The sequence below is a fragment of the Poseidonibacter lekithochrous genome, assembly GCF_018861145.1.
Taxonomy (GTDB): domain Bacteria; phylum Campylobacterota; class Campylobacteria; order Campylobacterales; family Arcobacteraceae; genus Poseidonibacter; species Poseidonibacter lekithochrous_A.
The window spans coordinates 213,592-235,962 of the sequence record NZ_JAHKQT010000004.1 but is presented as its reverse complement, the minus strand read 5'-3'; the positions used below and the strand labels follow the sequence as shown (position 1 = coordinate 235,962).

Here is a 22,371-nt window from a genome sequence, read left to right as displayed (position 1 = left end):
TTTGAGCTTCATCAGCAGCAACTTGTTCCTCAGCTAATCTTTGAGCTTCAATATTTAATCTTTTTGATACTTCATCTTTGGATTCTGAATCAGTAGCAACTTTAACAACTTTTTTATTTACTACTGTTTCTGGTACATCTGTTTGTAGTTCAAAAGAAGGCTTACTCTCCTCTTTTGTAACAGAATCTTGTGCTTTATTTTGACTTACTGATACATTTTCATTTACTTCTTTTAGGTCTTTTGTTTTTGTTTTGTTTTTTTGTAATGATCTACCATAAGTAGTTTCCATATCAATAAATTCACCTTTATTTACAATGATTCTTTGATTCGTTGAGTTTTGAGTAACTTCTATTTGACCTTCTGTACAGAATATTCTTTCTTTTGTATCTGTAATTTGAGTGATTATTTGAGTTCCTCTAATTCCAATTGAAGCACTTTTTGTTATTAATTTGAAATTTTGAGGTGCAATCTTTCCTATTTTTCCAGTGATTGTTCTAAATACACCTTTTATCATAGAAAACTCTGCTTTTACATTGTTTTTATTTTCAAATAAATAGTCATTGATTTTAAATGTAGAGTTTTTACCAATCGAGATAATAGTCTCATCTTTAAATAAAATTTGTACTTTAGAATTATTTTTTGTAGTAAGTAGATCTTTTTCTTTCAAAAGAGTATCTCTTTTTACTTGAAAAGTTTTATTATCTCTTATAATAGTAGCTTCACCTTTTAGTGCTACAACTTTTCCGACATTTGCAAATAATATATTTGTAAATAATATTAGTAATATTAATAGTTTCATTGCTTTCTCCTACCAATTAAATTTCTTTATATAATTAAGTTTAGTCTCGAATTCTTCGTATTCTGACGCATTCTGGTTTGAATTATTCTGATTAAAAGAAGTTGATAAATTCACAGAATCAGTTGTAGTTATTTTATTAATATAATTTAAACTGAAATAATGATTATTATCTTTTCTTTTTGTTTGAAAATAATTATGTATATACCTATAATTAGTTATACCAAACTTATAATTAAAGTATAGCATATTTTTATTATTAAATTCATAATTATAATAAAAACCAATCTCTTTAGATATATTATCATCAAGATTAACAGCTTTTGTTATTCTAGTTATTTTTGATAATGAAGTGTATAGTCTTAAGTTCTTTCTTAAATTATACAAGAAATTAAATGAATACTTTTCAAAGTTATTATTTTTATTTTCTTTTTTTGTATATAATAGTTTTTGATAGTCTAATGATATTTTAAAGTCTTTATTAGCAATATAAGGTGAAATAGAGAATACATTTAAATCTTTATCTTCTTTTCTAAAAACTCTTGTTGCATTGAAATCTAAACCATAAATATTTTTGTCATAAATATAAGATATAGTAGGTAGATATGAAAATACAGAAGTGTTTTCATTGGTTTCATTTAAATAATTTTTATTATATATCAGGAAACTGTTTTTGATTCTTATTGAAGGACTACTTTTAAGTATTTTATTAAAATCTAAAGATAAAATTTCATTATGAAAGTTATCACTAATTGGTTCCTCTCCAAAAGTTATTTTATTTGAATTATTAATTGACTCATATAAGGTACTATTCTTTACATTTGTATTATGACCCATTCCTAAAATTAATGTGGCAGAATTAAAAGTTAATTTTTTATTTTTATTTTTATTTAAATATAGTAAATATTTTTTTATATCTTTTTTTGTTTCATGGGTAATATTCTCTTTTAATAGAATATTAAACTCTTTTTTTGCTTCTTTTTTTAGATTTAATTTTGTTAAAAGCCTTGCATAATCATACCTTGCTTTATTAAATTTTGGATCTTGTATTAAAACTCTTTCAAGTGCAATTGATGCTTCATCATATTTTGCCAGTTTAATTGCACTTTGAGCTAAGAAATAGTTAACATTTAAATTATAGTTATGTTTATAAAAAAGTTTATTAAATAATTCATATGATCTTTTATAGTTCCCAATATTGTACATAGTAGATGCAGTGATATAATCATTTGATGATTCTATATCTAAGATATATTCTTTTTCTTCTTCTTGTGCTTCTTTTATGATGATTTTATTCTCTTGCATAAATTTTGTATAATATAATATTCCATATTTTAAATCTTTTTTATCTTTTTTTATAAAAGCATCTTTATAAGTAGATTCTAGTTTTAATTTTTTTTGTAGTTTTTTTGCAGTTTGAATATCTTTGATTTGATTAATTATTAAACTATAGTTTTCTTTTTTATGTGTTCTTACAACTAAATTCTCAATTTTTAATAAATCATTTACTTCTTCTATATAGTTTTTTACTACATCCTTATATTTACTTGATGCAATATATAGTGTATAGGTATTTGCGTTCACACTTAGAAAAGGAAATAATAAAACGGATGTTAAAAATAGTTTTTTATTATTTATTTTCATGTTTATAAACCTCTTGATAGTTTCTATTAATTATATAATCTTCACATCTTGCTAAATATATTTTATATATCTCACAAGGATATTTTTTGTTTAATTTTTCAAAAATTTGTTTTGCTTGGTCTAACTTTTCTTGTTTAAATAAGCTTATTGCTTGATTATAAACTTTTAATTCTTCCTCTAAATTATTTGTTATTTCTTTTGTACTAATAACTTCCCATAGTTCAATGGCTTCATTTTTACCTTTTAATTTTACATAATCAATATATCTAAAAGTATAACTATCTTTTAGATTATTTTTTGTGAAGTTTGTAATTATTAATTTTACTCCATAGAACTTACATAAAGATTCAACTCTTGAACCAATATTAATAGTGTCACCAATAACTGTATAATCACTTCGTCCTATACTTCCAATCTCTCCAACGGTTGCAATACCTGTCGTTATTCCAATTCCTATATTTATTAAAGGCTGATTATTTTGCTTAAGTGTAATATTTAAATTATCTAACTCAAATAATTGTTCTAGAGCACTTTTAACTGCTTTATCTTCATGATTTTCTACGTCAAAAGGAGCATTCCAGTATGCCATGATTGCATCACCAATATATTTGTCAATAGTACCTTTGTTTCTTGTAATTATTTCACTCATTGGTGTCATATATTTATTGATATATTTTACTAATAGTTCAGGTTGTTTGATATCTTCAGAAATTTTTGTAAAACCTCGAATATCACTAAAAAAAACTGTTATCTCTTTATTTTGTGCTTGAAGTTGATTGTTATTTACATCTTTTAATAGCTGTTCCATTACATCTTTTGAAACTTTTGATGCAAATTTATTTTTTATTTCATCTTTCTTTTTTATTTCATAAAAATATTGAAGCATTATTGTAATAATAGTAGATAATATTATAGTCATTAATGGGAAAAATATATTTAATACTAAGCCATAATTAAAAAGCGTATAATAAATTAAGTATGAAGTTAAAAATAATAGTCCAGTTATTAAAAAAGGAATAAAAAACAAGTGTATTTTTTTTGTTAAATATCCTACTACTAATACTAGTAAAAAAATGATGAAGATATTTGCACCATTAACCCAAGATGGTTCATATAAAAAGTCTTTTGCAATTATATTATCAATTGCATTTGCATGTACTTCAACTCCTGGAAATATTGACTCAAAGGGTGTTGCTCTTAAATCTAAAAGTGCAGCAGCTGATGTTCCTATAAGTGCTATCTTATCTTTAATATCCTCTTTTTTGAAATCATTATTATAAATATCAATTGCTGATATATACTCGAATGTTTTTTCTTTTCCTCTAAAATTAATAATTAGTCTACCATGTCTATCTGTAGGAATAATATAATCATTTAATTGCAGATTACTTACACCATTTTCATCATAGTTAATAGTAATTCTTTTAATACCTAATGCAATTCTAAGTGTTTCAAGTGCAAGAGATGGATATATCTCATCATCATATGAAATAATTAAAGGAAGACTTCTAATAATTCCTGAGTCATCTGGTATATTATTAAAAAAACCACTAGAATATGAGTTAGTTTGAATTACAGGAATATTTAAAATTGTTCCTTTTGCTTCAAGTAAATAATTTTCTCCAAGTTTTTTGTTTTTTTCAACAAATATTGTTTGAATTGAAGGTGCTTCTTTTTTTATATGTTCTTTATTTTGAAGTTCAAATTGATATCCTAATATTGTAGGAGTAGATGCAACTGTTTGAGCAAATTCAAAATCATAATTAGGTATATTTTCTTTTTCTATATTTAACTTTTCAAACACTTTATGCGGTGAGGTTCTGTCTTCTTCTGCAAAAACAATATCAAGACCAATAATAGCAATATCATTATTATGAAGATTCCTTAATATTTTTGCTAATATATCTCTAGACCAAGGCCATTGACCTAAAGATTGTAAAGACTTTTCATCGATATCTATAATTACTACACTATTAGATTTTGGAGCTATTTCACCTCTTATACTAAACATATAATCTTTTAATCTATTATCTATAGAAGATGGTAATTTAGGTGCAAAGATATATATAGCACTAATTAAAACAGCTATCATAATCGACGATAATATATAAATAAAATCTTTTTTTATTTCTGCTATTTTAAACACTTATCTACTTGATATCAATTTGTTCAGAAGATAAAGAATCTTTGGCATATTCATGTAAGATTTCATGATTAAAAAAGAATTCAGTTAATTCTTTATCTATTTCACCTTTTCTAGACATATTTGTTAAAATATTTTGTACTTGAGATAATTTCATTGCATCTTTATATGGACGTGCTGATGCAGTTAGTGCTTCAAATACATCTGCAAAAATCATTATTCTATCTTCAAATGCTATTTGGTCTTCACTAAGACCTCTTGGATAACCTAAACCATTTAATTTTTCATGGTGATTACAAGCAATATTTAAAACATCTTTATATTTTTTTGGAAAAGGTAGTGTTGAAATCATTTCTAAAGATAGTTTTGCATGATTTCTAATAATACTTATTTCCTCTGTAGTTAAAGTTCCTTTTTTAATTGATAAATTATAAAATTCATCATCTGTCAATAATTGGACTTCTTTTCCCTCTTTTATATATGTTAATTTAGCTATTTTATTTAATTTTTCTATATCTTCATCATGCATAAACTCTCCACCTTTATTAATGGTTTTTAAGAAATCTATATAATCATTTAGTAAAACTATTTCTTTTTGAAACTCTTCTTTTGTTATATTATTTTTAAGATAGTTTATTTCAACATCTCTTTTTATAACTTCAAATCTAGATTCTATTAATTCAATTCTATTAAATATTTTTTCTAATTTTGTGGCTTTATCAATGATATGATCAGGCATTGAAATCTTACCAATATCGTGCATCCATGCAGCTAAAGCAATCTGTTTATAATCTCTATCATTGTATTTGATATCTTTGTAAATAGTTTTATCATCATTTACAGCTTTTGCTAAAAGTAGTGCTATTTTTTCTACTTTTCCGATATGATCAGCAGTATAAGGTGATTTAGCATCTATTGCTTTTGCAATAGTTGCAACAAAAGCATTTAAAAACTCCTCTAAACTTAAGATTAATTGTGTATTTGTAAGTGACATAGCAGCTTGTGAAGCTAATGATTTTATAATTTTTTCATCCGTTTTGTTAAACTCCACAATTTCACGCTTATCCATTTTATTAATTAATTGTAAAACACCAATTACATCATTTTCATGATCAATTAAAGGAATAACAAGCATAGATTTTGACCTATAACCTGTAGTATTATCAAACTCTTTTGTTCCTTTAAAATTATATTTTGTAGTTTTGTAAACATCCTTAATATTAATAATTCTTTTTTCACTAGCACAAACAATAGCAACCATTTGATTATTTAATGATCCATCTTCTAAAACAAAAGGCAAGGGTGCCCAATCAAGATCTTTTTTTGCTCCACCAATATTTATATTTAAAGAGTTGTTTTGTACAACTTTAAAGTCAAGTTTGCTTTCATCTTTTGACATAATGTATAGTGTTCCTGCGTCTGAGGAAGTGAGTTTACGAAGGAGTGTTAAAATTTTCTCTAATAGAACATTTCTATCTGTTTCTGAAGATAATGCAAGATTAATTTTCATGATTTCTTGAAACATATCTTCACTAATTAGGTTATGTTCAATAGTCCCATTATCGATATGTATAACATCACCTTGTACTAAAATTTTACCTGCATTTTTTAGGATTTCATGTTTTTTAATATCATTTTTAATCTCTTTATCATAAAGAGGTTTTATGTGATATAAAAAAATAGTTACATCATCTCTTTTTAGATTTTCAAGTTCTTCTTTTATAAGTTGTGGAGAAAGATGATTTGTAGTCTTTGCAAAGTCTGTTAATTTATCGGGAAATGAACACTCTAAAAGAAGAGATTTAATTTTACTATTATTATTAATTTCTTCCCATAAAATTGGATTCTTGTAAGTGTCTCCACTTATGATAAACCCTCGTTCACCTTTAGTAATTACAAATCCACAGGCTCCTTTAATATGTACAGCAGGAAATGTTTTAATTTCGTAGTCATGTATTTTTACAATTTCATTTATTTCTAATTCTTTAAATACAAGGGAACTTTTATTTGAATTAATTAGGTTTATTTTTGTAAAGTCAGGCCATACCAAATCATTAAATGAGTGATTCTTTAGTATATCAATAGTCTCTTTAAGTGCATAAATTGTTAAGGGGATTTTCCTTTTTTCAAAATAGCTTTCGATTATAAAAGGTAAATCAGATATATGATCTACATGTGAATGCGTTATGAAAATATGATTAATTTCAGAGGCTTCTTCTCCTAATGAATTTATTACATTTCCTGCATCAACTATAATATCTTTAAAAATTTGGAATGATGTTGTTCCCATTCCTTTAGCTTTACTTCCACTTGCACCTAATATTTTAATAAAATTCATAAAAATTCCTTTAATAAGACTAAGTATATCTAAAGAAACTTTATTATTTAAGTAAAATAGTTAAAGAATAAAAAATTTATTATTTTTTTGGAGTGTTTTATATTATATTTATAATACCTAGAAGCTTATTATATCTCATCTTGGCCTCTAAATCTTTATTCTACTGATAAGTTAACTAATGATTTTATTTTTGGAAACACCTCTATTACTAAAAGTTATTTTTTACCTAAAACTTATAATTTTTATTAAAAAAATGCTAATCACTTCTCATTATTAATTTGGGAATCATCATAAGGATCCATATGAATATTAATTATCCAGTCTCTATTCTTATCTAAGTTTTCTATTTGTTGTTCAATTCTATCACTTGTTTTATGAGCATTCATAAGTGTAATAATACAATCAAAAACTAAATGTACTTCAACAAAAGTTTGATGACCAGCTTCTCTTGTTTTTAAAAGGTGATATGCATTTACATTATCATCATGTTTAATAATATTTTCAATATTTTCAACTAAATCACTATCAACTGCTCTATCTAATAAAACTAAAACACCATCATGAATTAATTCATAAGCAGAATAAATAATATATAAAGCAATACCACTTCCTACAAGTACATCAATTAACTCATAACCTGTTAAATGCACAAGAACTAATGATGATAAAACTGCAATATTTGAATAAACATCTGTTTTATAGTGTAATGCATCAGCTTTAATAACCATTGAGTTGGTTTTTTTAGCAACCTTATTTAAATAAATTACTAAAAATATTGTGATAATAAGTGAGATAATCATAACAATAATTGATGTTTCAACATATTTAGATATTTCACCATTTATTGCTTTTTGTATTGCTTGATAAAGTAAGAATAATCCAGATACAGTAATAATTGAACCTTCAATTACGGAAGCTAATGCTTCAATTTTACCTCTCCCATAGTTAAACTCTCTATCTGCTGGTTTTTCAGAATTTGATATGGCAAAATAGTTAAAAAGTGATACAAACATATCAAGAATAGAATCAATTGCCGAAGCTAAAACAGCAACTGATCCACTAGCTATTCCTATTATCAGTTTAATAATAGTGAGTAAAGCCGCAACTGATGAAGAAACGACTGTAGCTTTTTTTTGTAAAGTCATACTTATTTATTCTCTACAAACTCTTTGATTCTTCTAATTCCTTCTTCTATTGTTTCTAAATCTGTAGCAAAAGAGAATCTAACATAACCTTCAGTTCCAAAAGCAAGTCCTGGTACTAAAGCTACTCCTTTTTCTTCTAATAAATCTGCACAAAACTTCATAGAATCAGACGTAACACCTTGAATATTTATAAATAAGTAGAATGCACCATCTGGATTAAAACAAGTTAATCCTTTAATATCATTAAAAGATTTAACTGCAACATTTCTTCTTTTTTCAAACTCTTTTCTCATGATTTCCATTGTTTCATCAGCTTCACCTTCAAGAGCTGGAATAGCAGCATATTGTGTGATTGAGTTTACATTTGAAGTTACTTGACCTTGTAATTTTGTCATATTTTTTACAAGTTCAACATTTGGAGTTGCCAAATATCCAAATCTCCATCCAGTCATTGCAACTGCTTTACTTAAACCATTAATTGTAACAGTTCTTTCATACATGTCTTTTGATATTTCAGCTACTGCTGTAAATTTTTTACCATCGTACATGATTTTTTCATACATTTCATCAGATAGAACAATTATATTCGTACCTTCAAGAATTTTTGCAATTTCTTCTAATTCTTCTTTTGTATAAACAGCACCTGATGGATTTGAAGGTGTGTTTAATAGTAAAATTTTTGTTTTATCAGTAATTGCATTTTTTAATTGCTCTGCAGTGATTTTAAAATCATTTGAGTCATCTGTCTCAATAATTACAGGAATTCCATCAGAGTATTTTACTTGCTCTGGATATGTAACCCAATATGGTGCAGGAATAATTACTTCATCACCTTTTTCAATTAATACTTGAAAAAGATTAAATAGTGAGTGTTTTGCTCCATTACTAATGATAATGTTGTCTAAATTATATTCTAGATTATGGTCTCTTTTTAATTTATTAATGATTGCTTGTTTGGTTTGAGTAATTCCCTCAACGGCTGTATATTTTGTATGTCCATCTATAATAGCTTGAATTGCTGCTTGTTTAATAACTTCTGGAGTATTAAAATCAGGTTCTCCTGCACTAAAACTTAATATATCTTTACCTTGAGCTTTTAGCTCTCTTGCTAGGGCTGTAATTGCCATAGTAACTGATGGAGATAGATTCTCCATTCTGTTTGCAATTTTCATTAATGTTTCCTCTTATGTAATATTGATCATATTTATATGATATAATTCATAAATTATAACAAAAATAATCTTAAGGAAAAGCTTGGAATTTCAGTATAATCTTGATTCTTTGGTAGTTACGGTTAAACTCGTAAATAAAAAGAGTATTAAACATTGTTATCTAAGAATTGTAAATAAAAAAGAAATACAAATTAAGGCAAATATCTATTTTTCAATACAAGATGCAAAAGAATTACTTGAAAGAAAAAAAATATGGCTAATAAAAGGCTTAAATAAAGTTACTTCAAATACTTTAGCAGAAGATGAATTTTTATATTTTGGTAAAATACAGAAATTAAATGATTATCAAATCATAAATATTGATAAGTTTTACAGAAATAAAATAGAAGAAATAATTCCTCCTTTAGTAGAAAAATACTCAAAACTAATGAAACTTTATCCAACATCAATAAAATATAGAAAAAATAAAAGAACGTGGGGCTCTTGTAATTATAAAAATGGCTTAAATTTTAATACACAATTATGTAAGTTTCCAATACAAATTGCTGAATATGTAGTAATACATGAGTTAGCACATATAAAACATAAAAATCATTCAAAAAAGTTTTGGGATTTAGTGGAAAATTACTGTCCCAATTATAAAGAAAGAGAAGCTTTATTTAAGACTTTTTTATAATATTTCTAATATCTTCAAATTTTTTATAAAGAGTTTGATTTTTTGCTTTATTTATAAATACTCCATTTGAACGCTCTTCATATAAAGGTTCTTCAATCGTTTTTTTTGATTTTCTTTCAATTTTGTTTGTTACAAAGAAAGCTATTTCATTTACATTTTTAAAATTTGCATTTTTTAATAATGATTTTATATCTGCTTTGTTATACTCAAACTCCATTTTATAAACAGGATGGGTTAGTACAAAATATAGAGTTTGACCTTTTATATAGCCAAACTTAACTCCCTTTTTCAATTTTAAAGGAAGTACATCTACGAACTTTTCTACTGTAGATGATGTGTTAATCTTTCTGAATTCAGGATTATTTTTAAGATGACTAAGTATTTCATTCAATTTTTTCATATGTTAATTATAGCAGGTTTTGTATTATCTTTTAGTGCTTGTGGTTATAAGGGCGACCCTGTTTATGTGTCGGATAAAACAACAAAAATAAAAAGTAATAAAGAAGTTTTAAAATAATGATATATGACTATATAATAATAGGAACAGGAATTGCAGGTTTAAATGCTGCAAGACTTATTCCTGCAGATAAAAAAGTTTTAGTATTATGTAAAAAATCTCCATGGGATTGTAATACTTTTTGGGCCCAAGGTGGAATAGCAACTGCTGTTGATGATGTTGATATTCCTGTTCATATTCAAGATACAATGACTGCTGGTGTTAATTATAATGATGTTAAAGCAGTAGAACTTTTAAGTAAAAGATCTTTAAAAGCTGTAAAAAATCTAATTGAATCAGGTTTAAAGTTTGATTTAAATGATAAGGGTAAACTAGCATATACAAAAGAAGCAGCACATTCTAGAAGTAGAATTCTTCATGCTGATGGTGATGCTACAGGAAGAATGATTCATGTTTTTTTACTTGAACATTGTAAACATGAGATGATAACTAATGCAGTTGTAAATGATTTATTAATTCAAGATGGTATTTGTTACGGAGTTCAGTTTTTTACTTCTGAAACTGAACAAAGAGTTGTTTATGCTCATAATACTATTATTGCAAGTGGAGGTATTGGTTCTCTTTATCGATATCATACTAATTCTACTGCAATTGCTGGGGAAATCCAAGGCTTAATTTCACATAAAGGTCTAAGCTTAAAAGATATGGAAATGATGCAATTTCATCCTACAGTTGTAAAAGGGACTCACTTTGCTAGAAAACCTTTACTTTCAGAGGCTTTAAGAGGTGAAGGTGCACATATTGTTGATGAAAATGGTTATAGATTTTTAAAAGATTATCATGAAGATGAAGAACTAGCTCCAAGAGATATTGTAAGTCGTTCTATTTTTGATTATCATAAAAAAACTGGCTTAGGTGTTTTTTTATCTTTAGATATGTTTACAAAAAAATACTTTATGAAAAGATTTCCTAATATATATTCAAATTTAAAAGATTTAGGTTATAACTTGCCTTCGCAAAAAGTTCCAATTTCTCCTGCTTTTCATTATGCAATGGGAGGAATTGAAACAACTCTTGATGCAAAGGTAAAAGGTATAAAAAATCTTTATGCAGTTGGTGAAGTGGCTTGTTCAGGTGTTCATGGGGCTAATAGATTAGCTTCTAATTCATTATTAGAAGGGCTTGTTTTCTCTCAAATTGCAGTTGAAAATTCTTTAAAAGAAAATTTTAAAATATCACGTGAAAATTATACAAAAACAATAAAATTATACACAAGAAATCAAGAAATAGATAAAAAAATTAAAAACAATCTAAGAAAAATTATGTGGAAAGCAGCTTCAATTGTAAGAGATCCTAAAGAATTGGAATCTGCATTATTAGAGATTGAAGAATATTTACAAAAAGATGTGGGAAGATTATTATTTTTAAGATTGCTTACAGCAAAAGCTATTATTCAAAGTGCTATTAATAGGAAAGAATCTATGGGCGCACATTTTATTAAAAATAAATGATAATCTGAAGACTTCAAAAAAAGTTGACATTTTCTTGACAGAAAATTTACATTTTGTATTATTTTTAAGGCTTTTTACGGCAAAATCTATTTACAAACAGCTCACAAGTAACTTTACTTGGAGCGCATTATATTAAGGAGAATTAATGTTAAAATTATTATTGACATTACTGGTATCATCAGTTTCTTTATTTGCAAGTTCTGCAAGTACTGGTGCAATACCTGATGTTACAATGACATGGGTTGGATTCGCATGTCTATTTATTTTCATAGTTGGATACTATTTTGTAGCAGCTGAGGAAAAATACGAGATAGATAAAGCAAAACCTGCTTTATTTATAGGTACATTTATGTTTATGTTAGTTGCGATTTATTATTCTTTAAATAATATGGATATGGGCTTAGTTCATACACAAGCACAACATCTTATCTTAGAAATTGCTGAGATTTTCTTCTTCTTATTTGTTGCAATGACATATATTGAGTCATTAATCCATATGAGTGTTTTTGATGCATTAAAATATAAACTAGTTTCAAAGGGATATACATACAGAAAGTTATTTTGGGTAACTGGTATTTTAGCATTCTTTATCTCTCCTATTGCAGATAACTTAACTACTGCTCTTATTTTATCAACTGTATTAATTACAATTGAAAAAACAAGAAAAGATTTCTTAGTACCAGGTGCTATTAATATCGTTGTTGCAGCAAATGCTGGTGGTGCTTGGTCTCCATTTGGTGATATTACTACGCTTATGGCATGGACAGCAGGAAAAGGTTCATTTACTGATTTCTTATTCTTATTTCCAGCTTCAATTATTGGTTACTTAGTAACAGCATTTATTTTAGCTAGATTCGTTCCAGATGAAGTTCCTGAATTTGATGTTACAAAAGAAGTTAAACCTGTAATGAGTGAAGGTGCTAAAGTTGTTATGTTTTTAGGTGTATTTACAATTTTCTGTGCAGTTATGTCACATCAAGTATTACATCTTCCAGCAATGTGGGGAATGATGTTCGGTCTTTCATTATTAAAAATTTATTCTTATGGATTAAAAAGAAAATATGGTGTAGATCACTTTAATATTTTCCATTCAATGGCTAAAATTGAAAATAATACATTAATGTTCTTCTTTGGTATTTTAGCAGCTGTAGGTGCTTTATACTTTATTGGTTGGTTAGGTTTAGCTGCTATTGTTTATGATCCTTCAGTGTTAGGAGCTACATGGTCAAATATTGGTGTAGGATTCTTATCAGCAATTGTTGATAACGTTCCTGTTATGTCAGCAGTTCTAAAAGCAAACCCAACTATGGGTCTTGAACAATGGATGCTTGTTACACTTACAGCTGGTGTTGGTGGATCTATGATTTCATTCGGATCTGCTGCTGGTGTAGGTGTTATGGGTAAACTACATGGTATTTATACATTTGGTGCACATATGAAATATGCTTGGATTATTGTAATAGGTTACTTTGTATCTATTGGAGTTTGGTATGTTCAATATCAAATGTTAGGAATAGGGCACTAAGTTAAGTCTTTTTTCTAAATCTAACTTTTAAAAGCTATCAATTTATTTTGGTAGCTTTTTTTTTGTAAAAAAATTAAACTTCTTTATTCTTCTACTTAACTAAATATTTACAACTTTTTAGATATAATCGCAACTAATAATAGATTTATATAAAATCAAACGAGGATATTAATATATGAAACATGTACCAATTGTAGTATTAGATTTTGGTAGTCAATATACACAAATTATTGCTAGAAAACTTAGAGAATCAGGTGTTTATTCTGAAATAGTACCTTATAGTGAAAGTATCGAAGATATAATGGCTAGAACACCAAAAGGTATTATCCTTTCGGGAGGTCCTGCTTCTGTTTATGCTGAAGATTCTTACCATCCAGATACAACAATTTTTGAACTTGGTCTTCCAATTTTAGGAATTTGTTATGGTATGCAATTAATTTCACAACACTTTGGAGGTTCTGTAATACCTGCTGATCATCATGAATATGGAAAAGCAAAGTTAAACTTTGAAAAAGAAAATCCAATATTCAAAGATACAACAGATGGACAAACTGTATGGATGTCTCACGGAGATAGAGTTGAAAATATTCCTACAGGTTTTGAAAAAATTGCAACTAGTGAAAACTCACCATATGCTGCAATTGCTGATACTCATAGAAGTATCTATGCTTTCCAATTTCATCCAGAAGTATATCACTCAGATGAAGGAAGTAAACTTCTTAAAAACTTTGCAAAACATATTTGTCATTGTGAATCAACTTGGAATATGGGTTCTTTTGCAAAAGAACAAATTGCAAAAATAAAAGAACAAGTTGGAAATAAAAAAGTATTATGTGGTGTTTCAGGTGGAGTTGACAGTTCTGTAGTTGCTACGCTTTTAGCTGAAGCTATTGGTAATCAGTTAGTCCCTGTATTTGTTGATAATGGATTATTAAGAGCAAATGAAAGACCTCAAGTTGAAGCTATGTTTAAAGCTCGTGGGGTTCCTTTAATTACAGTTGATGCAAGTGAAGAATTTCTTACTAAACTTGAAGGTGTAACTGATCCTGAGAAAAAAAGAAAAATTATTGGTGAAACATTTATTGAAGTATTTGATAAAGAAGCTAAAAAACACGATGGTATTGAGTTCTTAGCACAAGGTACACTTTATACTGATGTTATTGAATCTGTATCAGTTAAAGGACCTTCTAAAACAATCAAATCACATCATAATGTTGGTGGTTTACCTGATTGGATGACTTTTGAATTAATCGAACCTTTAAGAGAAATTTTCAAAGATGAAGTAAGACTTTTAGGACTTGAACTTGGACTTCCTAAAGATATGATAGGAAGACATCCTTTCCCTGGACCCGGTCTTGCTATTAGAATCATGGGTGATGTTAATACTCCTGATTTAGAAATCTTAAGAAAAGCAGATACTATCATGTTAGATGTATTAAGATCAACTGGTTACTACGATAAAACATGGCAAGCATTTACAGTACTTCTAAATGTAAAATCAGTAGGAGTTATGGGTGATAATAGAACTTATGATAATACTGTTTGTGTAAGAATAGTAAATGCAACAGATGGAATGACAGCAACTTTTGCATATATTCCACATGAAATATTAGAAACAATCTCAAGAAGAATCATTAATGAAGTTGATGGAATTAATAGAGTTGTGTATGATATTTCTTCTAAGCCACCAGCAACAATTGAGTGGGAATAATTTCTTAAGAATTTCACGAATCTTCCACTAAAATCTGACAAAGGCGTACTTTTAGTACGTCGAAGTCAGATTTTGACGAAATCTACATAAAACTTGTTATGAATTTAAACTAAATATATTGAATGAAAGTTTAAATTATACGGTATCCTTAATCGATAATATATCGATTAGTATAAGTATTTAAAAGGAAAATATGCAAATTATCACAAATAATTTTTTCTGATACAAATTTAAAAAAAGTTAAAATCCTCTAAAATAAACAATGTAATTAAAATGTAACAGTATTTATGTAATATCCTTGAATAAGGAATATTATGTATGAAAAACTTAAAATTAAACTACAAAAACTAATTAATAAAAATAAAAAAACAACTAAATATGAAGAGATATTACTAAAATTTAATATAAAATTGGAAAAACTAAAAATTAAAGATGATAGTATTTCTAAAGAAGAAGTCGAAATAGTTAAAAAGCTTATCCAAAAAATTGAAAATAAAATTCAAATTGAAGAGAAAAGATAAATATAAAATTTGCACTAGGTAAATCATTTTAGCCTAAATCTAAAGGCATAAAGTTTTGTTGTATTTCCATACTTGTATATCGTTCATTTTCTTCTTCCAAAATTTCTTTGATTCTTCTTTCTATTGCATCTAGAAGTAATGTTTTATCTATATTAGTAGTATTTGTAAGAGCATCGATTTGCAAGGCTTTTTCTTTAATTATGGAGATGTCTTCCTTTTCTAAGTTTGAGCGTACTTTAGCAGCTAGAGTATCTTTAATACATTCTTTATCATAACCACATATTGTTATATCTGCATCAATTTTTTTAGCTTTTTCTTGTAAGATTTTTAAATAATTATTCATTGTAATCCTTAATTATTGTATATTATAAAGTAAAAACGTTAATGAATAATTAAATCTTTAGTTATCTGCTTTTAGATATAATATTTCTTATTTATAGAAAGGTTTTATTTGGAAGTTAGTATCTTTAATTCAGGTCTTATCAATTTTCTTACATTTAAAACTTTTATTAGCACTGATGCTTTAATACTATTTTATTATATTGGTGCGATTATTTTACCTATTTGCTTATGGTTTATATTTATTTGGGGTACTCAAAAATATAAACTATTAAATACTTCATATAATAATGGAAAAGTATTTTTATGGAAACTTCTAAGTAAAAAGCAAAAAATTTTATTTCTTCTTTTCTTTGTTTTAGCATTTTTTTTCATGGAACTTTTTTAGAGAATGTTATTTGAGTTTCTGATTGCTTATATGCAAATGCATGATGCTTTAATAAAAGTTTAGTTTAAAATTAAATAGGAAGTCATGATGAAAAAATCACATAAAATTATTTATGGTATTTATATATTTGTTTGGATTATTATGGCCATAAATCCTAAATATCCAGAAGATTGGTTTCTTGAAAATATATTGGTATTTATTTTCTTTCCTTTTATTATCTGGATGGATAAGAAATATAATTATACACTTTTAAGTATGATTTTTATTTTAATATTTTCAAGTTTGCATTCCTTGGGTGCTCATTATACTTATGCTGAGATGGTACATTTTGATGTTATTACACAATTCTTTGGTTTTGAGAGAAATCATTTTGACCGTGTGGTACATTTCCTTTTTGGATTACTTCTTTTTAGGATATTATTTGAGATGATTGTTCCAAGTCTTAATACAGTAAAAGCTACTTTATTTTTTACTTTTTTAATAATTGTTTCAATATCAGCAATTTATGAAATACTTGAATGGTTAGCAGTAGTCGTTTTATATCCAGAACTTGGTATGGCTTTTTTAGGAACTCAAGGAGATATTTGGGATGCTCATAAAGATCAACTTGCTGCAATTATTGGAGGCTTAATAAATGTTATTTTCTACCAAAGTTATAAGAGTTTATGGATTTTAAGAAAGAGAATACTATACTCTACTTAGAGTTTTAAGGAATATATTTAATGAATAAAACTACAAATGATTCTCAATTACTCTTAGCACTAAATAAACCTAAGGCTTACTTAGTAACAAGGTCTGATGATCTTGGACGAAAAACAGTTTATAGTCTTTTACCACAATGGGCTTTTGATAATGGGTGGATGCCCATTGGTCGTCTTGATTTAGAATCTAGGGGACTTTTATTGTTTACAAGAAGTGGTAAAATAAATGATATGCTTACAAAGCCTGGAAATTGTAAAAAGATATATGAAGTTTGGGTTAGAGGTCATGTAACAAATGATCATATTTCTCAAGCGAATGCTGGTGTTGAAAGTAAATTTGGATTGCTAAAAGCAAAGGTTAAAAAACTTGGAATAGGTGGGGCTAAGACAAAATTAAAAGTTGAACTAGAAGAAGGAAAAAATCGGCATATCCGTCGTCTTTTTGGAGCATTAAAAGACCCAAAATTTGGGACTCCTTTAAAAGTGATAACTCTTACTCGTGTAAGTATTGGTAGTTTTAAACCAAGTATTGAAAGTGGAACATGGCGATATTTAACGCTTGATGAAGAAAAGGAATTGATATGAAAGATTATGTTTGTACTATACGTGGTTATATTTATGAACCAAGGCTAGGTGACCCGGATGCTGGAATAAAACCTGGAACTGATTTTAAAGAGCTTCCTGAAGATTGGGAGTGTCCTGATTGTGGTTCAGCTAAAGAAGATTTTGAAGAATTAGAAGATTGATTTATCTTTTTTATTGTAAGAGTAATTCTTAGATACTTCCTACTTTTAAAAGTTGTGTTTTCCCTACCATTAGTTCTACTGTCATTTTCATTCTTTTGAAAACATTTTCTTGTCTATATTCTAAATTATGTTTAGCACATAATTCTTTCATTAAAGGTTGAATTTTTTGATATTGGCTTAACGGTAAGTTTGGAAATAGATGATGCTCTATTTGATAATTTAACCAGCCATGTGAAAAATCAATTAAGTTTGTACCTGTTTTATAGTTTACACTTCCCATAATTTGCCGTAAATAAAACTCCCCTTGTGATTTATGAGGTGTATCAAATCTATAAATATCTTCAGCAGAGTGATTTGGTACAATAACTAAAAAAGAGTGTAAGTTTGCTATATATTCAGCTATTAAAGTAATAATAAAAGCATTAAATACAGCTTCTAATCCTAAAGGAATAAAAAGTAAAGGAATAAAAATAAATCTTATAGAAAAATATGGAAGAATATATTGTTTCCATAAAATAGCTCCATTTTTTTTAAATGGATTTATTTCATAATTATTAACTGCTGGCATTTTTAATTTACGACGTTTTTTATTTTCTAAAATTCTAAGAGTATTTGGTGCATAATATGTAAACTTCCATGTTCCAGCAAATGCATAAACAAATAAATATCTAAGCCACATTGGTGTTTTTGAACGAATAAGCCATTGAAGGTTATTTTCTACATTATCAGGATCTTCGTCTTCTCCTAAGTGATAATGATGCATAATATTATGTTCATAAATCCACGCCTCAGGTTTAATCCAATCTAACCAATCTAAATATCGTCTATTGTTTTTTGCAAAACCAGCTTTTGTATATCTTTTGGGAATATTGGGTACTCTATCATAAGCTCCATGAAGTATTGGATGCGCAACGTTCGCCCAGCGAGATACATTTCCTATTCCTAATAATGAGGCAGCTGAAAGTGCACAAATCCAGAAACTAATACTTCCTAAAGCATAAGAAGTTATTTCTAAAAAACTTATAATAAAAATGATTAAATATCCACTAAAACTTAATATTCTTCCCCATCTTTCTAGTTTTAATAGATGTTTAAAATCATCTTGATTAACTTTTCCTATAGAATTTTTGATTTTTTCAATATCAATTTGAAGTTGCTCTTTATTTATATCTTGGTATTTTGCATATTTTATTGCCACTGTTTTCCTTGAAGTAATATTTTTGGAATAATACATGAACTTTAGTGTGTATTAGCTTTTTATAATCTATTTTAAATCCTTTTTTATAAATTTCAACTACAATGCGCACAAAGGAATTAAATGTTAAATAAATATAAATTTTTATCAAAATTAAAACTAATAGACAAGGGTGTGTTTTTTATGCTTTTAAGTGCAATGATAGCAGCACTTAGTGGTGCAGTTGCTAAAGTATTATCAGATAGTATGGATCCTATTGAGATTGTATTTTATAGGAATTTATTAGGTGTAATGATAATTCTATATAGTTTTAAAAAGGTTTCAGTATCTATTGATACTTCAAAATTACACTTACTTTTTTTAAGAGGTTTTTTCGGAACACTTGCAATGTTATTTTTCTTTTATACAATTGCAACTATTCCCTTGGGAGAAGCAATTATATTAAATAAAACATCTCCATTTTTTGTAACAATTTTAGCTTATTATTTTATGAAAGAATCTATTTCTCTTAAAACTTTTATTGCTTTAATAATAGGATTTATTGGTATAATATTGATTATAAAACCCTTTGGTATAGAGATTTCTATTGAGCATATTTATGGAGTTTTAGGCGGTTTTTTTGCTGCAGCTGCTTATGCTACGATAAAGAAAATAAAAGATATTTATGACGCAAGAGTTATTATGCTTTCTTTTATGGGAATTGGTGTGGTTATTCCTTTATTGATTTTTTTATTTACACCTTATGCTCAATTTCAAATACACACAAGCTTTTTTGTTTGGTCTTTAATTGCATTAATGGCAGTTCTTTCAACTGCTTCTCAGTGGTTTCTTACACGTGCGTATAGTTTAAGTAAAGCTAGTATTATTGGTGTTATTGGTTATTCAAGTATTCCCTTTGCCGTAGGTTTTGGTGTAATGCTTGGTGATTCTTTTCCTGATATGTATGCAAGTTTAGGTATTGTACTTATTATAATTGGTGGTATTTTAGTTAGTAAAAAGTAAGGAATTATAATGTCATATTTTGTTTATATTTTAGAGTGCAATGATGGAAGTTTATATACAGGAATTACTAAAGATTTAACAAAGCGATTAGATGAACATAATACAAAAGATAGTGGTGCAAAATATACAAAAGCAAGGCGCCCTGTTAAATTAATATATGAAGAGACTTCTGAGAATAGGAGTACTGCTTCAAAACGTGAATATGAAATTAAAAAACTTTCAAGATTGAAAAAACTTCAGTTAATAAAATCTTAGGTATTTTAATCTATAATAATAGTCAAGGGATATTCTTGTGCAACACTTAATAATAAAAGACTTATATTATAAATATAAAAATTCAGCAATGCCTATTTTTGAAAATCTAAATTTAGAATTCGAACAAGGATGGTCTTGTATAGTTGGTTCAAATGGTTCTGTGAAAAGTACACTTTTAAAACTTATTTCAAAACAAATGAATTATGATGAGGGAAGTATAAACGTAATGAATTAACTCATTATTGTATGCAAAGTACAGAAGAAATACCAAAAAATCTTGAAGATTTTATGAACACATATACAAGTAAATCTTTTAGAATTAGAGATATGTTAAATATCAATGATGAATGGTTATATCAGTGGGATACACTTTCTTTTGGTGAGCGAAAAAGAATGCAATTAGCTCTTGCAATTTTTGAAGAACCTGATGTTTTATTAGTAGATGAACCTACAAATCATTTAGATACAAAAAGTAAAAATATAGTTTTAAATGCACTGAAAAGTTTTAAAGGTATTGGGATATTAGTAAGCCATGACAGAGAACTTTTAGATAGTTTATCACAAAGTACAATTATTTTAAAAAATAAAAATATTTTTACCTTTAGAACTTCATTTTCAAAAGCAATGAATGAATATCTTACTAATATGGAATTTTTAGAAAAAACTCAAAGTAAACAATATAGTGAAATAAAGAAACTAAAAAAATCAATACAAACGCAATATGAAAAAGTTTCTCAATCAAAAAAAAGAATGTCAAAAAAAGGTTTAAATAAAAATGATACTGATTCCAAAACTAAAATAAATCTTGCTAGATTAACTGGTAAAGATAAAAATGATGGGTCTGCCTTATCAAAGCTACAATCAAAGCAGACAAAACTATTATCAAATGCAGTTAAAACTGATAAAGTTTTTGAGCTTGGTATTGAATTTCATAAGAGTTCTGCTAAAAATATTTTTCCTATTGTTATAAAAAAGAATATATTAGAACTAGGAGAAATTAAAAAGTTATCATATGAATCACTTTTAATAAACCAATATGATAAGATTGGAATTATTGGTGAAAATGGTGCGGGGAAAAGTAGTTTTTTAAATCATTTATTATCTGCAGTTGATTTAAAAAATGAGTATTTATATATACCACAAGAGATTACAGAATATGAGAGTAAAAAACTTTTTGATGAAATAAATGCTCTTAAAAATGATATTAAGGGTGAAATATATACCATCGTAAGAAAACTAGCATCAGATCCTATAAAATTACAAGATAGCTTTATTCCAAGTCCTGGAGAGGTACGTAAACTTATAATTGCTAAAGGATTATTAGAGAGTCCATCCTTTTTTAGAAGCAGTTGTGACTTCGACTTGGGAGTTTAAAAAAGAGGCAGAGGCTAAATATAAAATCATATTATAAAATCATAAGTCTTTTTTATTTTCACTCCAATATTTCCATAAGCCTTCAATTTTAGAACTGCAAATAAAAGGCATACATTCTTTTACTTTTTCTTCTTTCCAATTCCACCATTTTATTAAGAGTAATTGTTCTATTTCTTTGTCTTTAAAACGTGATTTTATTACTATTGCTGGATTCCCTCCTACAACTTCGTAAGCAGCCACATCTTTTGCAACTACTGCACGAGCAGCAATAATTGCTCCATCACCTATTGTAATTCCTGACATTATCATTGCTTCAGAACCTATCCATACATCGTTTCCAATTATAGTATTTCCTGCTCTTTCAAATCCATTTTTTGCATTTTTGAAAATATTGGCTTGGAAATAAAAAGGAAAAGTACTGATCCATTGAGTATTATGTCCTTGATTTCCCGCCATTATAAATACTGCTCCTGATCCAATTGAACAATAATTTCCAATAATTAGTTTATCTACATCTTTTCTTTTTTCATGTAAATATCTTACACATTCAACAAAATCATGTTTATGATGATACCCTGAATAATAAGAAAATTTCCCTACTTCAATATTTGGATGTTTAACTGTTTCATGTAATAATTGTGAAGAAAATTGGTCTTTAAAATGGAATGCTTTCATATTTACTCCTAGATATATTCAAGCAGTTTAACATATACTTCTAGTCCTCTTTATTTC

General features: G+C 27.0%; 23 protein-coding genes. 13 read left to right on the top strand and 10 right to left on the bottom strand.

What is annotated here, in order from left to right:
- The 6 genes from KO488_RS03055 to KO488_RS03030 all read right to left on the bottom strand — a co-directional run.
- Positions 1-799, bottom strand: a 799-nt coding sequence (locus KO488_RS03055) for a FecR family protein (RefSeq protein WP_216057312.1), incomplete at its 3' end; no start/stop codon positions are given.
- A gap of 9 nt (positions 800-808) precedes the next feature.
- Entirely contained in the window at positions 809-2,440 is a 1,632-nt protein-coding gene (locus KO488_RS03050) for a tetratricopeptide repeat protein (protein ID WP_216057311.1), read from the bottom strand.
- The gene (locus KO488_RS03045) at positions 2,427-4,586 is read right to left on the bottom strand and encodes a CHASE2 domain-containing protein (protein ID WP_303571990.1); all 2,160 of its coding nucleotides are present in this window, start codon (positions 4,584-4,586) and stop codon (positions 2,427-2,429) included. The genes KO488_RS03050 and KO488_RS03045 overlap by 14 nt, the downstream gene beginning before the upstream one ends.
- Positions 4,587-4,590: 4 nt before the next feature.
- On the bottom strand, positions 4,591-6,921 hold the full coding sequence (locus KO488_RS03040) for an HD domain-containing phosphohydrolase (protein ID WP_216057310.1): 2,331 nt from the start codon (positions 6,919-6,921) through the stop codon (positions 4,591-4,593).
- A 260-nt stretch (positions 6,922-7,181) separates the two neighbouring features.
- A complete protein-coding gene (locus KO488_RS03035; RefSeq protein WP_216057309.1) occupies positions 7,182-8,066 on the bottom strand; it encodes a cation diffusion facilitator family transporter in 885 nt (294 codons plus the stop codon).
- Between the two features lie 2 nt (positions 8,067-8,068).
- The gene (locus tag KO488_RS03030; RefSeq protein ID WP_216057308.1) at positions 8,069-9,238 is read right to left on the bottom strand and encodes a pyridoxal phosphate-dependent aminotransferase; all 1,170 of its coding nucleotides are present in this window, start codon (positions 9,236-9,238) and stop codon (positions 8,069-8,071) included.
- Positions 9,239-9,320: 82 nt separating this feature from the next.
- Between KO488_RS03030 and KO488_RS03025 the strand changes: the two genes are divergently transcribed.
- On the top strand, positions 9,321-9,914 hold the full coding sequence (locus KO488_RS03025) for a M48 family metallopeptidase (RefSeq protein WP_216057307.1): 594 nt from the start codon (positions 9,321-9,323) through the stop codon (positions 9,912-9,914).
- Here KO488_RS03025 and KO488_RS03020 read toward each other — a convergent pair.
- Positions 9,898-10,314, bottom strand: a complete 417-nt coding sequence (locus tag KO488_RS03020) for a DciA family protein (RefSeq protein WP_216057306.1) — start codon at positions 10,312-10,314, stop codon at positions 9,898-9,900. The two genes, KO488_RS03025 and KO488_RS03020, sit on opposite strands and share 17 nt — an antisense overlap.
- A gap of 116 nt (positions 10,315-10,430) precedes the next feature.
- On the opposite strand from KO488_RS03020, the gene nadB reads away from it, so the two are divergent.
- The 4 genes from nadB to KO488_RS03000 all read left to right on the top strand — a co-directional run bounded on the left by nadB (position 10,431) and on the right by KO488_RS03000 (position 15,639).
- Complete coding sequence (gene nadB, locus KO488_RS03015) at positions 10,431-11,882, top strand: L-aspartate oxidase (protein WP_216057305.1); 1,452 nt, start codon at positions 10,431-10,433, stop codon at positions 11,880-11,882.
- A 145-nt stretch (positions 11,883-12,027) separates the two neighbouring features.
- Entirely contained in the window at positions 12,028-13,407 is a 1,380-nt protein-coding gene (gene nhaD, locus KO488_RS03010; protein ID WP_216057304.1) for a sodium:proton antiporter NhaD, read from the top strand.
- Positions 13,408-13,582: 175 nt separating this feature from the next.
- Positions 13,583-15,118 (top strand): glutamine-hydrolyzing GMP synthase, encoded by a 1,536-nt coding sequence (guaA, locus tag KO488_RS03005; protein WP_216057303.1) that lies wholly within the window; start codon positions 13,583-13,585, stop codon positions 15,116-15,118.
- Positions 15,119-15,432: 314 nt separating this feature from the next.
- Positions 15,433-15,639, top strand: coding sequence for a hypothetical protein (locus tag KO488_RS03000; protein ID WP_216057302.1), 207 nt, complete (start codon positions 15,433-15,435; stop codon positions 15,637-15,639).
- A gap of 28 nt (positions 15,640-15,667) precedes the next feature.
- Here the strand turns inward: KO488_RS03000 and KO488_RS02995 are convergent, their stop codons facing one another.
- The gene (locus KO488_RS02995; RefSeq protein WP_216057301.1) at positions 15,668-15,982 is read right to left on the bottom strand and encodes a hypothetical protein; all 315 of its coding nucleotides are present in this window, start codon (positions 15,980-15,982) and stop codon (positions 15,668-15,670) included.
- A 108-nt stretch (positions 15,983-16,090) separates the two neighbouring features.
- On the opposite strand from KO488_RS02995, the gene KO488_RS02990 reads away from it, so the two are divergent.
- The 4 genes from KO488_RS02990 (at position 16,091) to KO488_RS02975 (ending at position 17,813) form a co-directional block, all read left to right on the top strand.
- Positions 16,091-16,366 (top strand): DUF4282 domain-containing protein, encoded by a 276-nt coding sequence (locus KO488_RS02990; protein ID WP_216057300.1) that lies wholly within the window; start codon positions 16,091-16,093, stop codon positions 16,364-16,366.
- An 87-nt stretch (positions 16,367-16,453) separates the two neighbouring features.
- Entirely contained in the window at positions 16,454-17,068 is a 615-nt protein-coding gene (locus tag KO488_RS02985) for a DUF2238 domain-containing protein (RefSeq protein WP_216057299.1), read from the top strand.
- 20 nt (positions 17,069-17,088) lie between these two features.
- Positions 17,089-17,652 carry a pseudouridine synthase gene (locus tag KO488_RS02980; RefSeq protein WP_216057298.1) on the top strand — a complete coding sequence of 188 codons (564 nt, stop codon included), beginning with the start codon at positions 17,089-17,091 and terminating at the stop codon, positions 17,650-17,652.
- Positions 17,649-17,813, top strand: coding sequence for a rubredoxin (locus tag KO488_RS02975; protein ID WP_216057297.1), 165 nt, complete (start codon positions 17,649-17,651; stop codon positions 17,811-17,813). The genes KO488_RS02980 and KO488_RS02975 overlap by 4 nt, the downstream gene beginning before the upstream one ends.
- A 28-nt stretch (positions 17,814-17,841) precedes the next feature.
- Here the strand turns inward: KO488_RS02975 and KO488_RS02970 are convergent, their stop codons facing one another.
- Positions 17,842-19,011: a fatty acid desaturase family protein gene (locus tag KO488_RS02970; protein WP_303571986.1), complete on the bottom strand. Its 1,170-nt coding sequence runs from the start codon at positions 19,009-19,011 to the stop codon at positions 17,842-17,844.
- Positions 19,012-19,131: 120 nt separating this feature from the next.
- Here KO488_RS02970 and KO488_RS02965 point away from each other — a divergent pair, with 120 nt between their 5' ends.
- Genes KO488_RS02965 through KO488_RS02950 form a run of 4 tightly spaced genes read left to right on the top strand, consistent with a single transcriptional unit; the run spans position 19,132 to position 21,639 of the window.
- The gene (locus KO488_RS02965; RefSeq protein WP_228318982.1) at positions 19,132-20,010 is read left to right on the top strand and encodes a DMT family transporter; all 879 of its coding nucleotides are present in this window, start codon (positions 19,132-19,134) and stop codon (positions 20,008-20,010) included.
- A 9-nt stretch (positions 20,011-20,019) separates the two neighbouring features.
- Positions 20,020-20,265 carry a GIY-YIG nuclease family protein gene (locus KO488_RS02960; RefSeq protein ID WP_216057295.1) on the top strand — a complete coding sequence of 82 codons (246 nt, stop codon included), beginning with the start codon at positions 20,020-20,022 and terminating at the stop codon, positions 20,263-20,265.
- 37 nt (positions 20,266-20,302) lie between these two features.
- Entirely contained in the window at positions 20,303-20,500 is a 198-nt protein-coding gene (locus KO488_RS02955) for an ATP-binding cassette domain-containing protein (RefSeq protein WP_216057294.1), read from the top strand.
- An 11-nt stretch (positions 20,501-20,511) separates the two neighbouring features.
- The gene (locus KO488_RS02950) at positions 20,512-21,639 is read left to right on the top strand and encodes an ATP-binding cassette domain-containing protein (RefSeq protein ID WP_216057293.1); all 1,128 of its coding nucleotides are present in this window, start codon (positions 20,512-20,514) and stop codon (positions 21,637-21,639) included.
- A gap of 39 nt (positions 21,640-21,678) precedes the next feature.
- Here the strand turns inward: KO488_RS02950 and KO488_RS02945 are convergent, their stop codons facing one another.
- On the bottom strand, positions 21,679-22,314 hold the full coding sequence (locus KO488_RS02945; protein ID WP_216057292.1) for a CatB-related O-acetyltransferase: 636 nt from the start codon (positions 22,312-22,314) through the stop codon (positions 21,679-21,681).
- Between the last annotated feature and the right edge of the window lie 57 nt (positions 22,315-22,371).